Origin of the sequence: Methanobacterium petrolearium (assembly GCF_017873625.1) — an archaeon.
GTDB lineage: Archaea > Methanobacteriota > Methanobacteria > Methanobacteriales > Methanobacteriaceae > Methanobacterium > Methanobacterium petrolearium.
In genome coordinates, this window is sequence record NZ_JAGGKL010000003.1 from 138,134 (window position 1) to 152,524 (window position 14,391).

11 protein-coding genes are annotated in these 14,391 nt (G+C 33.5%); 3 read left to right on the forward strand and 8 right to left on the reverse strand.

Features of this window, described 5'->3' with window-relative positions; translation table 11 throughout:
* The first annotated feature begins 262 nt into the window (after window positions 1-262).
* The 3 genes from J2743_RS03865 to J2743_RS03875 all read left to right on the forward strand — a co-directional run bounded on the left by J2743_RS03865 (window position 263) and on the right by J2743_RS03875 (window position 4,680).
* Window positions 263-1,720 carry a CDP-glycerol glycerophosphotransferase family protein gene (locus J2743_RS03865; protein WP_209625251.1) on the forward strand — a complete coding sequence of 486 codons (1,458 nt, stop codon included), beginning with the start codon at window positions 263-265 and terminating at the stop codon, window positions 1,718-1,720.
* 340 nt (window positions 1,721-2,060) lie between these two features.
* Window positions 2,061-3,515 carry an oligosaccharide flippase family protein gene (locus J2743_RS03870; protein WP_209625252.1) on the forward strand — a complete coding sequence of 485 codons (1,455 nt, stop codon included), beginning with the start codon at window positions 2,061-2,063 and terminating at the stop codon, window positions 3,513-3,515.
* 28 nt (window positions 3,516-3,543) lie between these two features.
* Complete coding sequence (locus J2743_RS03875; protein ID WP_209625253.1) at window positions 3,544-4,680, forward strand: glycosyltransferase family 4 protein; 1,137 nt, start codon at window positions 3,544-3,546, stop codon at window positions 4,678-4,680.
* Between the two features lie 85 nt (window positions 4,681-4,765).
* Here the strand turns inward: J2743_RS03875 and J2743_RS03880 are convergent, their stop codons facing one another.
* From J2743_RS03880 to J2743_RS03915, 8 genes are all read right to left on the reverse strand, one after another.
* Window positions 4,766-6,031, reverse strand: coding sequence for a glycosyltransferase (locus J2743_RS03880; protein WP_209625254.1), 1,266 nt, complete (start codon window positions 6,029-6,031; stop codon window positions 4,766-4,768).
* Window positions 6,032-6,055: 24 nt separating this feature from the next.
* Complete coding sequence (locus J2743_RS03885; RefSeq protein WP_209625255.1) at window positions 6,056-7,348, reverse strand: phenylacetate--CoA ligase family protein; 1,293 nt, start codon at window positions 7,346-7,348, stop codon at window positions 6,056-6,058.
* A gap of 48 nt (window positions 7,349-7,396) precedes the next feature.
* Window positions 7,397-8,569, reverse strand: a complete 1,173-nt coding sequence (locus J2743_RS03890) for a glycosyltransferase (protein WP_209625256.1) — start codon at window positions 8,567-8,569, stop codon at window positions 7,397-7,399.
* Entirely contained in the window at window positions 8,569-9,837 is a 1,269-nt protein-coding gene (locus J2743_RS03895; protein WP_209625257.1) for a Coenzyme F420 hydrogenase/dehydrogenase, beta subunit C-terminal domain, read from the reverse strand. Before J2743_RS03895 ends, J2743_RS03890 begins: the two co-directional genes overlap by 1 nt.
* Window positions 9,838-9,841: 4 nt before the next feature.
* A complete protein-coding gene (locus J2743_RS03900) occupies window positions 9,842-11,014 on the reverse strand; it encodes a polysaccharide pyruvyl transferase family protein (RefSeq protein WP_209625258.1) in 1,173 nt (390 codons plus the stop codon).
* Between the two features lie 394 nt (window positions 11,015-11,408).
* Window positions 11,409-12,125, reverse strand: coding sequence for a phosphocholine cytidylyltransferase family protein (locus tag J2743_RS03905; protein ID WP_209625259.1), 717 nt, complete (start codon window positions 12,123-12,125; stop codon window positions 11,409-11,411).
* Window positions 12,125-13,096, reverse strand: a complete 972-nt coding sequence (locus tag J2743_RS03910; protein ID WP_209625260.1) for an NAD(P)H-dependent glycerol-3-phosphate dehydrogenase — start codon at window positions 13,094-13,096, stop codon at window positions 12,125-12,127. The genes J2743_RS03905 and J2743_RS03910 overlap by 1 nt, the downstream gene beginning before the upstream one ends.
* 107 nt (window positions 13,097-13,203) lie before the next feature.
* Window positions 13,204-14,388, reverse strand: a complete 1,185-nt coding sequence (locus J2743_RS03915; RefSeq protein WP_209625261.1) for a glycosyltransferase — start codon at window positions 14,386-14,388, stop codon at window positions 13,204-13,206.
* Window positions 14,389-14,391: the final 3 nt, after the last annotated feature.

Genomic DNA, 14,391 nt, shown 5'->3' on the forward strand with positions numbered 1-14,391 from the left:
CTTTCTGTGTTTTCTTGCTATTTTCAATAATTCTTAGTATCCCCATAAAAAAATATAAAGATTTTTGTATTTACATCTCTTTTGGATTCTTCAATAATATTAACTCATATTGGGCTGACCAAGATAAAACCCCATTGTAGTAAATTTTATTTACTCATGTGCATATTCATAAAATTAGTATCTATTCATAATTTTAGTGAAAATACCATCAACTTACTATAAAAAACGATCCTATGCTTAATATTAGAACTGGAGATTCTAAATGGATATAGAAGACTTAAAAAAACCCCAGATAAAAAAATTATTAGAGATACCCGTAGGTTCTTATAATCTTTATTACTTCTTTTTTAACTGGTTTATTTCAGAAAGGATTTTCACCAATAGCAATGAAAAAATAGTTAAAGAAAAAAGAAGTGGAAATCAATCTACAAGGTTGGAAAATCTTAAAAATCTTTTTGTGAATTATATCAATTTTTTAAAAATGTTAAAAGATAAAAAACCCATCCAAAAGGTTGATATAATCTTCTTGTCTAGATATCGAGTTAAACACTTGGGAAATATCAAAACTGATTATTTGTTTGACAACATTTTAAATTACACCGATGATAAATTTAATTCAGCTTTAATAAGCTTCAACTATGATGATCGTTATAACAGAACTCCAAATAAGAATTATAATCTTAAGGATGGAACAACATTATCTGTTGTCATTAAATCAGTTGTACTTTCCATCAATATGATGATAAGGTATAGATTAATTGAATCAAGTTTAGAAAATCCTATGAAAAATGTTTTTCAAACTTTTTTTTCATTTAGACGCATATTATATTGTTATTTAGTTGGGTTTAGCCTAAAAAATTTGTTTGAACAGTTGAAACCTGAATTGATAGTGGCCAACGATGATTTACAACTGTTAAAACCATTGGAACCTGATGTTAATTTTATAACAATTCAATCTGCCATTATTCAGGAGGAAGTAGAAAAAATTCGTAGCCAATTATACTCCATTTTTGTCAAAGAAAAAAACAAACCGGACTTATTCTGTGTTAGTGGATCGACCTTCAAGTCACTTAAAGAAAAATACCATGCTGATGCTAAAAAATATGTTATAACCGGACAAACGAGATTCGATTCCCTTCTAAATTCTGTAGAAACCCATCCACCCCTCCATTCAAATAAGAAAAATTCTGAGAAAATCAAAATTTTGTGGGCCACACAACCAGGAATACCTGAGGAAGAAATGGAAAAAAGCATTAAAGCTATGGAACAAGTCTTATTAAAACTAAATAATGTTTTTTTAACCATTAAATTACATCCAGCAGAAAATTTCAATTCAAATGCCAATGCATACAAACATCTACAAAAATATAGCAACGTTAAGATCTTAAAAGGTGACGTAGATCTGCATAGTTTGTTGTTATCATCTGACATATTATTAACCAAATATTCATCCAGTGCTATTGAAGCAGGGATAGTGGGAAAAAATATTATAATTTTAAATTTATCAGATGATAACAAAGGCAAAGAATATGTTCAAAAGGGTATTGCAATTGGCGTATACAATGAAGAGGATCTATTGGGCGCGATAAATGATTTAACAGGAAAAAAAAGCATACAAAAGTTAGAACAATACCGTGACGAATTCAAATCGAAATATAACTATCTGAATGATGGTAACGCATCTGGAAGAATTTTTGAAATTATTAAAAATTATTTATAGCCAAATACCAAATTATTATATTTTATGGTTATTAAATTATATTCCCCTCAATCGTACTCAACTAACAGAAAACCCAATAATTCATCTAGAAAACAATGGAAAAAAAACCACTTATCTTCACTATTTATAGAACTCCATGAAAAATTAAGAGATATGATTGAAAAATAGTTCAAAAAACTTAGAATAATCAATATTCACTGAAACTGGATGAAAAAATCCTACAATAAATATGGAAAAATTTCTAAAATATGATTTCAACCATTAACAGAATAGAAATTTGTTATATGATATCGACGATATTAACTATTACACAATTGATTTTTGCATAAAGGTGGAAAATTTGAGTGAATACAAAGCTTTTATCCAAAGAATAGGTCTTTATGGGATAACAACTATCCTGGGAACCTTAGCCGCGATAATACTAATCCCTATCATAACTAATAATCTTACTATCGAAGACTACGGTGCTTATATCCAGGTTACAGTCACTATCGGATTAGTATCCAACCTGACAACTTTAGGATTGCCCTTTTCCATGGTAAGATTTTTGTCACCACTTGAAGATAAAGATAAGATATCAGAAGGATTCTACACTATTCTAATAATTGTTGCTCTGTTCAGTTTATTAATAGCATTTATAATATTCCTCTTTGCAGGACCATTATCCACAGCACTTTTTAATGGAGAAATTTATGTAGCACAGTTATTATCTGCAATATGCTTTATAACCTGCATAAATACGGTATTAGTAGGTTATTTCCGTACATTTAACCAGATGAGGAGATATTCTGCGTTTACATTGACACAAACTATTTTAAGTATGGGATTAATTTCTTACGTTGCCATTTCTGGATATGGAATGTATGGGGTTATGATCAGCCTCGTGATTAGCTATTTAACAGTGTCAATAATATCATATATCCTAATTGTTAATGAAATAGGCATCTTCTTCCCAAGATTCAAGAATGTAAAAAAATATCTATCCTTTGGACTGCCAACTGTCCCTGGAAATTTATCAAAATGGATTGTTGACTCCAGTGACCGTTACATTATAGGTCTACTGTTAGGTTCAGCATACGTTGGTTACTATTCACCAGGATATACTGTGGGTAATATCGTTTTAATGCTATGGAATCCTTTTGCTTTTCTCCTACCTTCTGTTCTGCCACGCCACCATGATAAAAACGATATGGATAATGTCAACTTTTATTTAACCAACTCTATAAAAGTATTTTTATTGTTGGGGATTCCATGTGCATTCGGATTATCAATATTATCTAAACCTATTCTTCTTTTATTAACCACACCACAAATCGCAATGAACGGATATTTAGTAACACCATTTGTGGCTTTAAGTGCATTAACACTTGGGTTTTATGGGATTTTTAGTAATGTATTCATATTGAAACTTAAAACAAAAATCACCGGATTCATATGGGCTGTTGGTGCTCTAATGAATCTGGTTTTAACTATAGTATTAATTCCCATTTTAGGGATAATAGGAGCAGCAATTGCTACTTTAATAGCATACTCTACAGTTTCCGGTATTACCATATATTATTCGAAAAAATATATGAAACTAGAGTTTGATCTGGGATTTATGGCCAAAAGTATTCTGGCATCCATTGTAATGGCATTATTCATTTTCTGGATGAGTCCCAACGGACTTTTAAACATTCTAATAACTATAATGATAAGTATTATAATTTACACCATTTTAATATTCCTGTTTAAAGGATTAACCCGGAAAGAAGTAATATTTTTAAAGAATATGTTTTTTAAAGCAGATACTTGAATAAAATACCGATAAATTGGTGGTCAAAATGAAAGTATGTATGATGTCAATTGATTTTCTGCCCAATGTGGGAGGAATATCCACACATATAGTTGAGCTTTCCAAGGCATTAACTGAGTTAGGGATAGAAGTTCATATAATTACACGCAGAACTGATTTTCGTGGGAAAAAATTTGAAACAATCAACAACGTTAAAGTACACAGACTTTATCTACCAAAAATTAGGTTTGGATCTGTACTTTACATAATAAATCAGATTTACACCATCTTACGATTTAAAAAGAAAGAAAATATTGAAATATTCCATTCACACACCAAAACTGATTCCATAGCTTTCAGATTCTTAAATAAAATTGTTAAAATCGAAACTGAACATTCATCTACTTTTTTGAAAGCTGTTGAAACAGATAATAATATCAATTCCTATAAAAAGATATTTGATGCTACAGATCGTTTATTAGCACCCAGTGAAGAGTTAAAAGATACTATAATAAAAATTGGTATTGATCCAGGTAAAGTTTCTTACATTCCCAATGGAGTAGATACAACTCGATTTCATCCTAATGATGATAAAAAATTGAAGGAAAAATATAATCTTAAAAATAAAATGGTAGTTAATTGTCCCAGAAATCTAGTTATAAAAAATGGAGTTCACTACCTGATTGATGCCATCCCCCTAATAATCGAAAAATTTGATAATGTTAAATTTCTAATAATTGGGAATTCCAACAAAGAAATGTTTTCAAAATGTGAAAAAAAGGTAGCTGATCTAAAAATAGATGATTATGTAATATTCACTGACAGTATCCCCAACAGTCAAATGCCAGGTTTCTATGGAATATCTGACATCGTTGTGTTACCTTCACTGAAAGAAGCAACCAGTATTTCAGGTTTAGAGGCAATGGCCACTGGTAAACCCTTAGTCGGTACCAGAGTCGGGGGAATACCCCTGTTAATTAACAATGGACAGACCGGGATCTTGGTATCGCCTAAAGATCCCCATGCCCTGTCGGAAGCAATTATCGATTTACTAGAGAACAATGAAAAAAGAAAGACTATGGGAATTAATGCTCGCAAAAAAGTTATAAATGAATTTGATTGGAAAAAAACCATTGCCCCTAGAACCATAGAGATCTATAAGAAAATAATTGATTCTAAAAGATAATTAGAACTAAATTATTGAATAAAATAGAAACTAATTAACAAATAATGGAAGGATAAAAGATTGGAAAGATTATAGACTAATACCATTATTCAACTATTTTATCAAGAAGAATGGCAAATTTTTTAGCCATTTCCCTTTGACTGTATTTATCAATCTCCTCAGGAATTCCGCTGTATTCAATTTTTCCCCTTTCCTCAAATTCATCATAAAACATTTTAATAGCTTTTTTAACAGATTCAAATTCAGATAAATGAAATCCTGTATTAGTTGATTGGATTAAATCTTTGACTAATCCTTCCGATGGTCCTATAGATAATATCGGTCTGCCTGCATCCAAATATTCATAAATTTTACCGGGTATTATGCCTTGCTCCTGGGGGTTGTTCCATGATAAGAGCAAAAGGATCTGCGATTCTCTCTGTTTTTTAAGTACCTCCTCTCGAGGTATCATTCCATGCACATTTACCACATTCTCCAGGTGGTATTCTTCAACTTCATTCATCAACCAGTTTTCCACTGGACTATAAAAATCAATGGAAAATTTAGACAATTTTATACTTTTTTCACTATGCAACTCTCTTAATGCCTTAAAAAGGAGTTTTGGATCGCGTTTACCACGATACAAAAGTCCAGAATAGGTTAAATTCAATTTATCAGACAGTAAAATATTTTTAATAGTTTGATCCGGGTCGAAACCATTTAGAATTGGAACTACATCTTCTCTTCGGTGTAATCTTTTCAAATCGTCTGCAAAACAGGTGGTAGTGGTTGTTAAAATATCAGCATTTTTAAGAGTTTTTATTTCTAATCGCTGCTCAAAAAATTTTCTAAGGAAACTGTAATGATAGTAAGGGTTTTGAGTCCATAAATCACGAAAATCAGCGATCCAGGGAATTTTAAACCTTTTTTTTAGTTCATTAGCCACTAAATGAGATGTTACAGGTGACGATGAGCTGATAATTGCATCAAAATCTTCTTTTTCCAGTAATTTACTTCCCTGGTCAACTGCCGGTTTAAACCAGTATCTCTGCAGATCAGGGTATGCAAAAAACTCATTTCCAAGTTTAACCAGGAAATCCAAATACGATTTTCTATTTTTTGAAGTGTTGGCCTTTGAATTGCTTTTATCCTTTGGATTAGATGATTTTATCTTTTTTTCCCATCGGACCAGTAATCCATCATATTCAGCCTCAACCAGGTTATAGGGAAATTTTGAATTTTCACTCGAATTGATGGTTAAAATTGTAGGCTCCCATGACAATTCAGTTAAATATTTTGCCAGTCCCCTCAAGCGAACAGCACCTATAACATTCCTGGAAAATGGATAGGCTATAATCAACACTTTTCTCATTCATACGTCCCTCATCTTTTTAGACTAATTAACATGGGATTGTGTAAACAAATATTTTCCACTTCTGGTTTTGGATATATCCTCAACATACTCCCAGATGGTTTTACAGTTTTTCCCCATGACCAGTTTAATCTTGTGTTCTATCTCTTTTTCCTCTGAAACATTGAAACCCGGATAAGCAACTGCTTTGATTCTGACCAAATCATAATCTTCCTGTAGAACCTGGAACTTCTCAATAAGCCCTTTGTTACAGTAAACCCCGATAAGTTGTGTGAAATATTCTGCAGGCACAATTGTGCCGTTTTTCAGGACAAAACTATCCGTTATTCTCCCCACCACTTTTTCAAGGGTGGGTAATGGGTTTCCGCATTCACATTTCTTTTTTCCAAGTATGGCCATGTCACCAATCTCATATCGAATTAGGGGCATGGAATAATTTGATAAATCCGTAACCACAACTCTTCCTTCTTCACCTGTTTTCACAGGTTTATCATCCCTGTCCAATATTTCCACATAATTTTTAAAGGTAAATAAGTGCAAATTACCCTGTTCACATTCCCCGGCAATGCTACTTAACTCACGAGATCCATAAAAATCAGAAACTTTGGTTCCAAATGTTGATTCAATTGTTTCCCTCATGGGGTTGCTTAAATTTTCTGAAGTACTTTCAATGTAATTAGGAGCGTGTAACGGCATGTTCTTTTCTTCGGCAAATTTACATAATTCATATAAACAGCTGGCATATCCACGTATAAATTCAGGTTTGTAAGAGTTGATGGTGTTTATATATCTGGCCATATTCTCTTCAGTCATCAGGTAACAATTTAAAAGGAGGGTTTTGGTAACTTTCTGGAATAACCGTTTTTGGAGTGATGTTCTCTGGCCAAAAACATCCCTTTCATTTCCCCAGAGTATCACCTTTTTAACTCTGGGCTCATCAACACCCAACATCTCATTACAGTAATAAAAATGTCCGATGTTGCTCCATCTGATGGTCTGATCATCCTGCATTATCTTAAGTGGTTCACCTGTAGAGCCTCCAGATGTGACATAAAACCAGGTTCTGTTGTTGTAATCTTTAGATCTTAGTTTTTCAAAGTTTTCACGTATTATTGCCTTTGTTAATATGGGCAGGTTATGGATACTGTCAACACCAAATTCATCAGAGTTTTCAGATTCTAAAAGTGTTTTATAATATTCAACATTTTCAGATGCATGGTTGAGTAATTTTTTCACCATCATTTCTTGAAACTCTGAAAATTCTTCTGTTTTGCGAAGTTTAGAGACTTTTTTATAATCGTTATTGTATTTAATCATTAATCCACTGTATAATAACCTCTTCAATGGCAACAACATATAATTCCTCTAATTTTTTATAATAGATTTGTATAGGTTTTCAATCTTTCTAGCTACAATTGTTGAATCTAAATTTTCACTGACAAAAAATTTTCCTTTATCCCCAAATTCATTACCCCTCTTTTCATCCATTATCAGAGAACATATTCCCTCTTTCAAACTTTCTTTGTCCCATTTAACAACTAAACCCATGTTATCTTCAACCAAATCAGCTATCCCACACCGATCAGTAACAATAACTGGTGTTCGGAAAATAGCAGATTCTAACACAGTGTTTGGAAAAGTTTCATACCGTGAAGGTAATACATAAACATCCGCATCAATATATGCTTCATATTTCTTATTATCATATAAAGGGCCTGTGAAGAGTACTTTATCCTCAATTTCATAATCTTTGACCATTTTTTCCAAAAATCTTAAGCATCCATCATCAGGTCCTGCAATAACAAGTCGAACCTCATCTAATTCTGTTACTAGATCATTAAATGCTTCAACAAGTAAATCAATGCCTTTTATTTTGTGTAAACGACCCAAAAATAGAATTATCTTCTCATCATTGTTTAAGGAATAATCTTTTCTGAAATTTCCCGAGCTAACCATGTTCTGGATGGATGTGTCAATTCCATTTGGAATTATTCTTATTTTGTCAGGATCTACACCCATTTTTTCGTACTGCTGTGATTCAACCGGAGTTAACGCTAAAACCACTTTAGCATCGTTTAAAATCTCACGGCCCCATAGCTGGTCGAAAACTTTTTTCATTCGGGTTTTTGCAAAAAAAGGCATTACAGACCCTCTGGCCTGTAAAACATAAGGGACACCATACTTCTTTGCATAATGATGAATAGAAACGGAAAGAAAACTACGATACTCATGAATATGAACAACATCAAATTCTTTTAAATCTTTTTTAGCCCTAAAAGGTAAATAATAGGGATTTGATATTTTAAATTTCAGTTTTAATGAATTTGAAAGATTTTTAAGATAAAATACTTTTATACCTCCAACATCAACTGTTGTGTGGTTGTCACCTTCAAGTCTTTGAGTACAACCATCAGTGGTGTAAACTGTAACATCATGTCCCTGTTCAACTAATCGATTTGAAAGTTCGTATACAGATCTTACAACACCCCCCGAAGCAAAACAAGGATAAAATGATTGGCAAATTTGGAGAATCTTCATTATTTACCTCCAAGAAGCTTTGTTTCAAGAAGTGATAGTTTAACCATAAACCCCTGTAATGATCTTTTTGAAGATAAAACAACTTGAAAATACACGAAAATTGCTCTTAAATAGTTTTTAAAACCGGGTCTTTGTAATGGAGTTTTATACTCAGGGAGTTTTTTACCAAAAAGTCTTCGGATTAAAAGACGAACTTTAATATCCTTCTTCTTAGATTCCATCATATAACCTGATTTTTTAACCATTTCCGAGCTTAAATTACTCAGATGGATATAACCATCAGAAAGTGCTTCAGACAGGATCTTTTCTGCTTTTTTGGTCCTGCATACAACAAGAGATTGGCCTTTAGTTTCATTTTCCATTATTTCAGGTATCCATGGATCTCCAAATGACATGTCTGATAATTCTGCAGTCAAATCAGGGCAGAAAAGACATCTGTGAATGGCATTAATCCATAGAACGTGTTGAGAAAGTGCTCGTGAATATGGAATACTCTTCTTTTCACCATTTTTTAATTTAACAGTCATGTTCCCAGGCCAACCCTCTCCACGGTAATGAATTTCATGAACCTCTCCTGGTTTGATACCCCACCTATCCAGTAATGAAGTTGTTTGCCAGAAATTATCATTATGTGAACAGAAAATACCTATATTTAAAACGATTTTTTCTCTGAAAACTTTATTTATCATTTCTGCATTTTTAATACCCTGAATATGACATGGTAAACCTACGACTGCTAATTTATTATAATCAGAAGCTAATATCTCTTTTAATAATTTACAAACTGGAACTGGACAATATTTGGATTGAGAAGCTTCCATGATTTCTTCAGGAGTTTTTGCTATAAATGGTTCTGGCTCAAGAGGATTTTCTTTACTCATTCGCGTTACCAATGCCCCATCAATGATGCCTTTATCCAGAGCATATATCAAGACCCCTGTAACTAAACCTCCACTAGAAGAGTTAAATCTAACATTATCATCTGAAACATATCCCAAGTAACAGTTTAGGTAATTTCCTATGAGTACATCTGATGGCTGTTTTTTAAAAAAGAACTCATTTAACTCGTGATAATTTACACAATGGCCCGGACATACTGCATAACACAGGTTACAGTTATTGCATTTAGTTTCATCAATAACTGGAGTATATTCTTTTTTTTGATGATCAATTCGAAGTTCAATGGCATCAGTCTTGCATATCCCTTCACAGGCGCCACAATTGCAGCATAAACCATTTTCTATAACTTCAGAAATTTTAGTGATCATAATGTTAATTGCTCCTTAAAATGTCTTGAATAAGTTTCCCATTGAGTAAAACCTGCTTTTTAAGAAGTTTTTCTTTTTTCTTTAAATCAGCCGCTATTTCGAATTTATTTTGTGAAACATCAAGGATTTTAGATTTGAAATTGGCTAAAAATGTTTCATAATTAAAATTTTCATCAATATCCAGTAAATATTCATCCTGACCCATCATTTCACCCAGTATCCCATGAAACTTATTATAACTATATGAGACTAAACCAATACTTGGCACTCCCAGTGATGTGGAAGCAACCAGAGCATGGAACCTTGAACATATGAAAAAATCGCATAAACTGATTATGCTCTTTGTTTCTGAAGCACTATATTCGAAAGGTAGTGATAAAACCCTATCTTGATTATCAACAGCAGAATATATTTTTTCCTGTAGTTCCACATCCTGATAAGTGTTGGCCATAAATATCAAGTTGTAATCTGTTTCTTTTATAATAAAATTACTAATGTCCAATAGCAGTTTAACATTAATTTCTTCACTAAAGTTAGAGTTAGCCATAGCTGCAGGGGTTATTCCAATAAAAGAATCATCACAGTTTATATTTAACTTTGATGCTATCTGTTTGATGTCTTCCTTTTTAATTGGATCCATTAAAAATGCGAGATCTCCAGTCAAAACTTTTTTAGGCAACTTAACACCCAAAGCATCAACATATTTCTGACTGTATGCCTCCCTATATGTAATTAAATCTACTTTATTAAGATAATTTTTAGCTAATTTATTAAATAAATTTCCATAAGGCCCTATTGTTGCAGAACATACCACAACAGGTTTATCACAACTCAAAGTATTTTTTAAACTGAGTAAAGTAAATAAAACACCTATAAAAATCATTAAAGCAAATTTATCAACTAATTTTTCTGGTTCTATGAAATTTAAATCAACTAAAACATCATATTCGGACAATAATTTTTTTTTATTCAGAATTTTAAAAAAAAGAGCGTTAAAAATAAAATAGAATCCTGTGGTTAAAAATGAACTCCGCTCCTGAAACCAGGGATGTTCCTTGATGTTAACACGTGGATACTTAAGACCAAGCCTTTTTAAGTCAGTGTTATTCAAGTCAAAATATCTGTGGAGAACTGTTACCTGAGAGTCAGGAATGGTTTCATTTAAACATTTTATCATACCCTCAAGTCGACCCATACTACCCTTATTAGCAGATGAATTGGTGTCCATAATTGCCACTTTAATCATATTGTTAATCTCCATAGTTCCAATATTAATATTAATTTTTATTGATTTTCAGATTTTGAATACTCAATGTTAGCACAAAAAATTTTTACTAAATCAATTCTAATTAAAATATATTTCATTCAATTAAAATACATCTTTTAAACGAAAGGAAGTGCACAGAAAAGAGTGTTTTTTTAACCCTATTTCAATGATATAAATGTTCAAATTTTTATGTTAACAAATTTCCTTACTTTTTTCCAATATTAATCCCTATTTATATTAAAATATTTTGGTAAAAACACTCTCGTCTAGATTAGATACACCAATTATGAAAATTGTATTTTATTCATTCCACGAAAACCGATTTAGCATAATTGAAATCGTTTATATCATCGATTTCAGTCCATTTGAGTCCGTTGGTGTAAACGAAGTCCACTTTTGATTTTCGGCTTAACTCTACATAGGCGATGTCATAGTATTGTTGGGGATCTTCCTGGGTGAGTCTGAGGAGAATTTGGCCAAACAATTCCACATCACCACTGGCAACTTTGGATATACCTATGAATTCGCCACTGGAACTTTCAATATCGATCTGTTTTCCCATGTCCTTAATAATTGAACCCTTTATACTGATCTTGAAGGATTCCTGGTTTAATTGTTTGTAGTTGTCTATGATCATAGCGGTGGATTTGCTTTTTAAGAGATTTTCTATTATCTTCTCATCAAAGACATTGTCTCCGTTTATAATGATGAAATCCTTATTTTTTAATTTTTGCACTGCCAGGTAGGTGGAAACACCGGTGTTGGTTTTATTGTATTTTAGGTTTTCAACTATGGAGAAGGTTACATCATATTTCTGGGCTAGCTGATGACATTCTTTGGCGACTTTTTCCTGGTTATGGCCCACTACAACCAGGTATTCTTTAATTTGATTGTTGAGACAGTTTTTGACCATTCTTTCGATTATGGTGGTGTTGTTGATCTCAAGAAGTGTTTTAGGTTTGTCTCTGGTTAGGGGCATTAATCTTTCCCCCATACCCGCTGCCAGTATCACTGCAATCATTATACCATTTTCCTCCAAAGTTCTATAAAAGCTATTTCTGGTGATTTTTGATGATTTAGAACGGCATTGACAAATACTATTATGTCCATATTTATGTTGTTTTTTTTGCAAATCTCCTTTACAGCCAACACTGATTTTTTACCTTCAAATAGAATGCTGGAAGATTTTTCATCTATGCTTATCTTCTGCCCGTATAATATTCCCATGGTGTGGTTTCTGCTCTGGCTGGAAATTGAGGTTAGGGCCATGTCCCCCAGTCCGCAGTAACCATCAACTGTGCTGGGATCTCCCCCAAGTTTGGTTATTATTTCTTTGTTTTCAAGGAAAGCCTTGTTGAGAACTGCGAATCTGGCGTTCTCATTGAGGTTCATTCCCTCGCAGATACCGTAAGCAATGGCACTGATGTTTTTCAGGATGCTACACATTTCACTTCCAATCACGTCACTGGTGGTGTCAACCGCGAATTCTTCGGTTGTCAGAGCATTTTTAACTTTTTCATTAACTTTGGGTTCCTTTGAAGCTATGGTGGTGACTGTTGGCTTGTTCATGATAATTTCCGAGGCGAAGTTGGGTCCTGATAATATTACTGGGTGTTTTCCAGTCTCTTCGTATATGATCTGGCTCATGGTTTTCCCGGAAGGGTATTCAATGCCCTTGGCTGCACTCACCAGGATGGTATCAGAGCCTATCATCTTTTTAGCTTCAGAAGCAACTGTTCGTACAGCAGATGAGGGTACACAGAAGAAGATTATATCCGGATGAAGGTCTGGTTCGTATTTATATTTAGGTTCAATGTTACTGGCAAGCAGGGTGTTAGGATAGTATTGCAGGTTACGTCGGGTGTACAGAATATCTTCCACGACTTCTATTCTTTTCACATACAAATATACCTTTTCTGCATTATTTGATACAAGCTGAGCTATCGCTGTTCCCAGACTACCGGCTCCAATCACAGAAACTTTATCAATCAATTATCAGCCCTCCTTATTTAAAATACAATATAAACGTTTTAAAATAATAAATGTAATGGATTGAATCTAAATAAGTATTTATGATTTTATAACCCTTAATCTGTTACCTATGATTTTTCTATGAGTTTTTTTAATGTTTCCTCAAAGGTATCAGTAATTTTATTCCAATCATTGCCCTTCACAAACTGAAGTGCTTTTACGCCCAGTTCTTTTGTATCAATCCTGGAAGATAAGTCAACAACATCTTCTGGCCTGTCAACGTATAATATTCCTTTATCATCACCAAACTCAGCTATAACACCATTAAGTTTGGTGGTTATAACTGGTTTTTCCATGGCCATGTACTCATAGAACTTTATGGGAACTATGTCCTTCATTATGATCTCATCAGGATAGGCCGGGAGGATGCACACATCAGATGATGCTATGAATTCAGGTATCCTATCATAAGGCTGTTTACCGGTTAGTATGAGTTGGTTTTCCATCCCATATTTTTTTTGGATGTCAACCAGGTCATCGTAGGCATCTCCATCCCCTACCACCATCAATTTCATATTTTTACAGGATCCCTTTCCCAGCTGCCTGGCCACTTCCTTAACACCTGAAAAGTGGTAGATCCAGCCCATGAAAAATAGTAAGAGTTCATCATCCCCTACTCCGTATTGTTCACGGATACAGGAACCATCAACTGTTTCTGGGTTGAAGTTATCAAGATCAATACCCGCATCTATGACCATAGTTTTTTCTTTATCCGCCCCTATACTGATAGCAAATTCTGCCAGGGTTTTGTTAATGGTTATGACCATGTCTGAATTTTTAATGGTGGATTTTTTAACCTTTTTTCCAAAGGATTGGAGTGTTTTTTCAGGTATCAGGTTGTAGAGAACATCGATGAGGTAATAAACAAAGGGTATTTTATGTTTTTTGGCTGCTCTGGATGCTACGTGGGCATTGAGTAATCCAAAGGCCACTATAACATCGGGTTGGAATTCATGGATCTGCCGGTTGATCTCATGATAGTTGGTCCATACCCATGATAAATAGTTTAAAACCGTTACCTTGAGAAAGGAGGGTCTTACAACGTCAACACTGGCTTGGTCATGGATTTTATGAACACCCTTAAAGACGGTTCTTTTAGCGATTAAACCAGGGTTTTTGTTGGTTTTCCAGTTAATCTCGTAATCAATTACTCGGATTTCATGACCCCTTAAAGACATGCGTTCCATGAGGTGGTGCTGTTGATGGGGGTTTCTCTGCAGCCAGTCCGACTCCTGGACAACTAGTATTTTCATGAT

What these genes read in the sequence shown, in the direction of transcription:
- J2743_RS03865 (WP_209625251.1), top strand. Translation starts at nt 263, where the DNA reads ATGGATATAGAAGACTTAAAAAAACCCCAGATAAAAAAATTATTAGAG.
- J2743_RS03875 (WP_209625253.1), top strand. Translation starts at nt 3,544, where the DNA reads ATGAAAGTATGTATGATGTCAATTGATTTTCTGCCCAATGTGGGAGGA.
- J2743_RS03880 (WP_209625254.1), bottom strand. Translation starts at nt 6,031, where the DNA reads ATGAGAAAAGTGTTGATTATAGCCTATCCATTTTCCAGGAATGTTATA.
- J2743_RS03885 (WP_209625255.1), bottom strand. Translation starts at nt 7,348, where the DNA reads ATGATTAAATACAATAACGATTATAAAAAAGTCTCTAAACTTCGCAAA.
- J2743_RS03890 (WP_209625256.1), bottom strand. Translation starts at nt 8,569, where the DNA reads ATGAAGATTCTCCAAATTTGCCAATCATTTTATCCTTGTTTTGCTTCG.
- J2743_RS03895 (WP_209625257.1), bottom strand. Translation starts at nt 9,837, where the DNA reads ATGATCACTAAAATTTCTGAAGTTATAGAAAATGGTTTATGCTGCAAT.
- J2743_RS03900 (WP_209625258.1), bottom strand. Translation starts at nt 11,014, where the DNA reads ATGATAAAATGTTTAAATGAAACCATTCCTGACTCTCAGGTAACAGTT.
- J2743_RS03905 (WP_209625259.1), bottom strand. Translation starts at nt 12,125, where the DNA reads ATGATTGCAGTGATACTGGCAGCGGGTATGGGGGAAAGATTAATGCCC.
- J2743_RS03915 (WP_209625261.1), bottom strand. Translation starts at nt 14,388, where the DNA reads ATGAAAATACTAGTTGTCCAGGAGTCGGACTGGCTGCAGAGAAACCCC.